Below are 5938 nucleotides of genomic sequence, written 5' to 3' on the forward strand. Positions count from 1 at the left end.
CTCCGCTACGAGACCATTCCGGCGCGTTGCGATCGCACGCACCAGACGCCGCGCGGCCGCCCTCCGGGCGACGACGGCAGTTTGACGACAGGGCCTAGCGGCCGACTCGTCGCCGGGAGCTCCGGGCGTGGTCGCCGTGCGACGAGGTTCCGTGCGCGCTCATGCCCTTGGCGGCGGCTTGGGTGATGTTACGGGCCATGCCGCCGAAGACCACGGCATGGAAAGGGGAGACGGACCACCAGTAGGCGTGGCCCAGCAGACCGCGGGGGTGGAACAGCGCTCGTTGCCGGTAGCGGGTACGGCCCTCGGAGTCCGTCTCAGCGTACATTTCCAGCCATGCCAGGCCCGGCAGCCGCATCTCCGCGCGCAGCCGCAGCAGCCGTCCGGGCTCGATCTCCTCGACCCGCCAGAAGTCCAGTGAGTCCCCGACCCGCAGGTGCTCGGCGTCGCGCCGTCCGCGGCGGAGCCCGACGCCGCCGACGAACCGGTCCAGCCATCCCCTGACCGCCCAGGCAAGCGGAAAGGAGTACCAGCCGTTGTCGCCGCCGATCCCCTCGATCACCTTCCACAGGGCCTTTCGGGACGCGTCGACCGGCAGTTGCCGTTCGTCCTGGTAGAGGCTGCCTCCGGCCCAGTCCGGGTCCGTGGGAAGCGGATCGCTGGGCATCCCCGGTACGGCGGCGGACGACCAGCGGGTGGCGACCTGGGCCTCACGCACCCGCCGCAGTGCCAGGGCCAACGCCTCGTCGAACGGCAGCGGCAGGCCCGGAGGGTCGGGCACGTACCGGGCGATGTCGTGCTCCTGGCAGACGACCTCGTGACGCAGTGACTCCGTCAACGGGCGGGCCAAGGAGGCGGGTACCGGGGTGACGAGGCCGACCCAGTGGCTGGACAGCCTCGGCGTGAGCACCGGAACCGGCACGATGAGCCGCCGGCGCAGTCCGGCGACGGCGGCGTAACGGCACATCATCTCCCGGTACGTGAGGACATCGGGCCCGCCGATGTCGAACGCCCGGTCGACGTCGTCCGGCATGGTGGCCGAGCCGACGAGATAGCGCAGGACATCGCGTACCCCGATGGGCTGGGTCCGGGTGTGCACCCAGCTGGGGGTGACCATGACCGGCAGCCGCTCGGTCAGATAGCGCAGCATCTCGAAGGAGGCCGACCCCGAGCCGATGACGACCGCTGCTCGCAGCACGGTGGCGGGCACCGGCGCGTCGAGGAAGATTCGCCCGACCTCGGCTCGGGAGCGCAGATGCGGGGAGAGCGACCTTTCGGGCACATTCGGTGGCGTGAGTCCGCCCAGGTAGACGATCCGTCGCACGCCGGCGGAGTGCGCCTGTTCGGCGAAGACACGGGCCGCACGGCGGTCGGTGTCCTCGAATGCGGAGCCGGTACCGAGGGCGTGCACCAGGTAGTACGCGACATCGATCCCGCGCATGGCCGCGGCGACCGAGCCCGCGTCCGTCACGTCGCCCTGTACCGTCTCGGCGTCACCCGCCCAGGGGTGGTCACGGAGTTTGTGGGGGGAGCGGGCCAGACAGCGCACCCGGTGGCCCGCTCGCAGCAGTTCCGGTACGAGACGCCCGCCGATGTACCCGGACGCTCCGGTGACCAGGCAGTGCAACCGTTCCATGTCCCCCTGTTCATTCATGCCCACGATCGTCCCTCCAGGTGCTCGCTCCGGCTGTCCCCATGTCGCCCGATCACGGCCTCCACGGCGTGACCGCGCCCGTCACAGCGAACGGGCCGGCGGCCGTGACGTGGAAGCGGCCCCGACCGGCTCCGCCGCCACCTCGGCCACGGTCCCGCGCGGTGGCACCGGGCGCACGCAGGTCCGCACGGTGCGCGGCTACTGTGACGGCCGTCACAGCGTAGTTCACCACGCCTGCCTGCCGTCCTGTTTCCAGCACCGCCGGGCGGGCAGCCGGGGAGCGGGGACGGGTGACCGGGGGCGCGGGAGCGCGGTGGGCTCTGGTGGGGTGACCGAGCCCTCGCCGAGCGCGCCGATGCACGCCGGACGGGCGGAATTCGGCCGTGGCCTACCTGGAGACAGGTCGCACGTCATGGATCGCAGTGCCGGACGGCTGATCGCCGAAGGCCCCGCATCGCCCACTTCCTCGCCGGCCTCCCGGTACAGATCCTGAGCCGTCTGTGTGCGGACCGAGTCATGCGACGACCGACACCACCGCGTGTCTACGATCCGAAGGGCGGTCGGCCCCCGAAGCGCGGTGGCTGGTTCGTCTTCGGCGATGCCGCCACCTGGGCCCTGAGCAGGCGGTGACCATCACCGGCACCCGCCCATCATCGAAGGCGCCGTCGTCCGCCTGGCCGTGGAGAGGATGCCCGGTGTCGACATCAACAAGCCTGTCCCGTCCTGGTGGTCGAGCACGGATGTGACCACCGCCGATGTGGACCGTTGCTGGCAGTCCTGCCTCCCGCGTTCGGCGAAGGTTCAGAAATCCAAGGGAACGAAGCCCCGGCGAACTGGATGAGCAACATGATCGGCAGACTGGCACCCATGGACTCAGGACTCGCCGCGCTACTGGGCGCCGCCGTTGGTTCCGCCACCACCCTCGGGGCTGCGATCGTCAACGGCCGTGCTCAGGCACGGTCCCAGCATGCCCAATGGAGCCGCCAGCATCGCCGCGACGCATACGCCCGATACCTCAGCGCCCTCCATGACCGCGACATCGCCATGGACGCTGTCCTCGACGCGCTGCGTTCAGACCAACCCGACCTGCCTGACATCGACGAGAAGATAGGCCGCTTCATCACCCTGGCCCGCGAGGTCCACCGCGCCTGCGAAGTCGTCATCCTCGAAGGGCCGACATCCCTCGCGGAAGTCGCGGAACGCGTTACCAACGCTTCCAGCGATCTCTCACACGTCATGCGCCGGATGGCCGAGAACGCCCACGTGGGGAACACCACCCACAAGGCCGAAGACACCGCCCTTGCCGCCGAACGAGAGCGAACCCTCTACCAAGCAGTCAAGGACTTCCGCCTCGCGGCCCGCAGCACTGTCGGCAAGACCAACTGATCCAGTGGCTCGCGGCCCGGCGACCCGGAGCGCCGGGAGACTGAGACGCCGTTCAGCCCGAAACGTTAAATGCTAAACGTTAAACGTAACGCTCGGGCTGGCTGAGCGACGCGGGTGAGGCGCCTGTGCGTGTAGGTGAAGAGAGGGTTGACGTGCCCGCGGAGTAGGACCGGGTCGGCGCAGCACGCCACGGGCAGGGAGGGTGCTGCGTCGATGGTTGGCCTTCTTCTGCATCGGTCCGATGGGCGTTCATCGAAAGCTCGGCCAGCTGCCGGGAGAGGAGGAACGCCTGCCGCGAGGCTCGCACGTCGGCGCCTTCGCGTACTTGCGTGGCCTTCGCCATGACCCCAGCCGCAGCCAAGATCAACTGCAGGGCGACCCGTGAACTTTCTCCCCGGGCAACCGAGTGGCGACAGAGCGCGTCTCCAAGATCGAAGTAAGCCACGAGGCGGGCACGAGGGAATCAGAACATGGAAGAGGCTGCCGCTTCTGCGGTCGTGCGAGTCCTGAAGGGCGTGGGCTGGCTCGCGTTCAACGTGGTCGGCACGGTGGGTGACGTACTCGCCACACACATCCCGTGGAACAAGCGGAGCGGGCGCTCTTCCACGGACGAATAACCCGTCGCCGGAGGGCAGCACACCGTTCAGAGGCCCCGGGCGGCGGCGTATCAGCTTCGTCGACCCAGCCGAGCAGGTGCATCGAGCCAATCGCAGGGCAGCCTGCTGGAGCGGGCGGCGTCCGGTCACGTCCCGCCAACCTTTTTTGGGCGTCGTCGAGAGCCGCTCGTGCCCGTGGAAGCTCTCGTGCCCGTGGGAGCTTGAGATCGGCACTGTGGCGGGCACGTATCTTCTCCAACCGCTCCTGTGCCACTTCCATCGGCTTTCTCGCCGTCCGGGTCTTGCGACCTGGGGAGCAATGACGAGTGACGGCTGGTTGGTCAGGAACGCGAGACGTTGAACGGCAGATCTCGGCGGAAGACGGCCATGGCCCTGCCGGGGCCGTTGTAGTCGTCGACGATCTCCGTGTCGAAGTCGAGGCTGCGGTGGAAGGCGATCGAGCCAGTGTTCTCGATTGATGTGATCGCCTTCAACTGCCGTGCACCATGACGTACCGCCGCCTCGGCGAACGCCGCGTACAGGCGACGCCCGAGACCGGTGCCGCGGGCGTCGTCCCGCGTAGCGATCAGATGCACGTACCCGGTGCCCTCTGGGGTGACGAACCCGAAGATGTACCCACGGATGCCGTCCTCGGCTCGGGCAACCAGGCAGGTCGAACCGAACTCCTGCACCAGTGCAAGAAGGTGCAGCGACCGAAGGTCGCGTTCGCCCCAGTAACGGGAGTGGTCAGTCAGGACCTGGTGGAAATCGTCCACCTGGGCCGGTGCGATGTGTATCCCCATGATGACGATCATGGCAGTGTCATAGCCGTTACAGGCGAAGGCCCGCACGGATTGGGCAAGTTGTGATGCAAGCCTGGGTCCGTGCGGCCTGTCTCCCCCTGCCCTGTCCGGGGTCTTCCGCGCGCATTCGGCGAGTAGCTCGAAGAACTCGCCCCCCAAGTGGCAGGCCGCCCCACGAGTCGGCCTTGCGTGAGCGGCGGGGCGGGGACCGCAGGTGGGCTGTTGGTGTCGGGGCCCAAACAACGCCTGGTCTTTTTGGACCGGTTCCTGGTCACGCTGGTGCACCTGCGGCCCGCGGCCTCGCCGTCCCTGACCGGCTCGGCTGCGCACACCGGAGGCCGTATTCGCCTATGCTGGCCTCGGCGAACAGGCCGGGTTCGGTCTCGCGGACATCGAGCCGGGAACGGTCCCCTCCTCGTCGTGACTTCCGTCAGGAACCGCTGAGGTACTGCTCAAGGGCCGGGGGCTGGTTATAGCAACGACGCCAGCATCCGCTCCCGCAGGAAGATGCGACCGGTCCCTCTCCTCGCGGAGAATCACCGGCCGGTCCGTCGGGGTCACACTCGCCCTGAGCCGGTCCACCGGCTCGGCCAGGACGTCGAAGAACTGGCCGGGCGGGAAGCGGTTGACGGCGATACAGACCCGCTGATGTTCACGTCGACCTCGTAGCCGTCGGTGGTGCGGATCAGTACGCCGTTTGTGAGGTCCTCGTCGGCGGCGGCAATGTACGGCGCCAGGAGTTCCTGTACGAGCTCCATTTCGAGGGGCTCCGGTTCATCGTTCCGGTAGCGGAGCACGAACAGCATGCGACTCATTGTTGATTCCTCTCTCCGCCGGCGGGGTACTGCAAGACGTCGGCGCAGAGCGTTCTCCCCGACCGAGGGCGGCCGTGGGGCTCCGCCCCCGGGAGGGTGCAGCGCAGAAAGACGGGCTTCGCCGCGCGTGAGTATGAGCCCAAGCCTGCCAACTCCCAGACTCGGACCTGCCAACTCAAGGCTCATCCGCCAAGTGGAGCGGGTACCGGACCACATTTGAGATGAGATATTCCGCCGCGTCACTCGATGCCCGGCTGGGAGGGCGAGACGCAGTTCCACAGCGCCCACCGGGGCGGGAAACCGGACAGCCCCGACTGCACCGAGGAGCAGGCCGCACAGGTCGCGACCCACCGGCAGTGCCTGCTGGAATTGAGTATCGCCCCGGCGACGCACCCGCATTGGGCGATGCTCAGTGGGAGGCCTTCGAATTGCGGTGCGAGTGCACACACCAACATGTGAGGATCGAGGCAGTGGCGGCCGATGTCCTTTGCCGTTGGACCTTGAGCGTGTGCCATCGAAGACTGACGACTGGCTGCCCGTGACAGTGACGGTTGATCGCCCAGCTCAGGCCCCGTTGTGAAGCGCTGTTTGTCAAGCCCCGGGTTTCGTGGAGAGTGAGTTAGCTGGTTTTCTGGAGTGATGCTGGGGGTTGGGCCGCGTAGTGGGCGGCTTCGTGCTCGGCGG

Annotated in this window: 5 protein-coding genes; 2 read left to right on the plus strand and 3 right to left on the minus strand. The window is 68.0% G+C overall.

All coding sequences use genetic code 11. The features are described from left to right. Positions 1 to 94: 94 nt before the first annotated feature. Positions 95 to 1654, minus strand: a complete 1560-nt coding sequence (locus tag ACFVX4_RS41360) for an SDR family oxidoreductase (protein WP_389988461.1) — start codon at positions 1652 to 1654, stop codon at positions 95 to 97. Between the two features lie 765 nt (positions 1655 to 2419). Here ACFVX4_RS41360 and ACFVX4_RS41365 point away from each other — a divergent pair. Then, on the plus strand, positions 2420 to 3040 hold the full coding sequence (locus ACFVX4_RS41365) for a proline dehydrogenase (protein WP_389988464.1): 621 nt from the start codon (positions 2420 to 2422) through the stop codon (positions 3038 to 3040). Between the two features lie 470 nt (positions 3041 to 3510). Next, positions 3511 to 3657 carry a hypothetical protein gene (locus tag ACFVX4_RS41370; protein ID WP_389988467.1) on the plus strand — a complete coding sequence of 49 codons (147 nt, stop codon included), beginning with the start codon at positions 3511 to 3513 and terminating at the stop codon, positions 3655 to 3657. Between the two features lie 320 nt (positions 3658 to 3977). Here the strand turns inward: ACFVX4_RS41370 and ACFVX4_RS41375 are convergent, their stop codons facing one another. Together ACFVX4_RS41375 and ACFVX4_RS41380 are read right to left on the minus strand one after the other, a co-directional pair. Then, positions 3978 to 4451, minus strand: a complete 474-nt coding sequence (locus ACFVX4_RS41375; RefSeq protein WP_389988472.1) for a GNAT family N-acetyltransferase — start codon at positions 4449 to 4451, stop codon at positions 3978 to 3980. Between the two features lie 545 nt (positions 4452 to 4996). Continuing rightward, positions 4997 to 5254 carry a hypothetical protein gene (locus ACFVX4_RS41380; protein WP_389988469.1) on the minus strand — a complete coding sequence of 86 codons (258 nt, stop codon included), beginning with the start codon at positions 5252 to 5254 and terminating at the stop codon, positions 4997 to 4999. Between the last annotated feature and the right edge of the window lie 684 nt (positions 5255 to 5938).

The organism is Streptomyces sp. NPDC058240 (assembly GCF_042882135.1).
Taxonomy (GTDB): Bacteria; Actinomycetota; Actinomycetes; order Streptomycetales; family Streptomycetaceae; genus Streptomyces.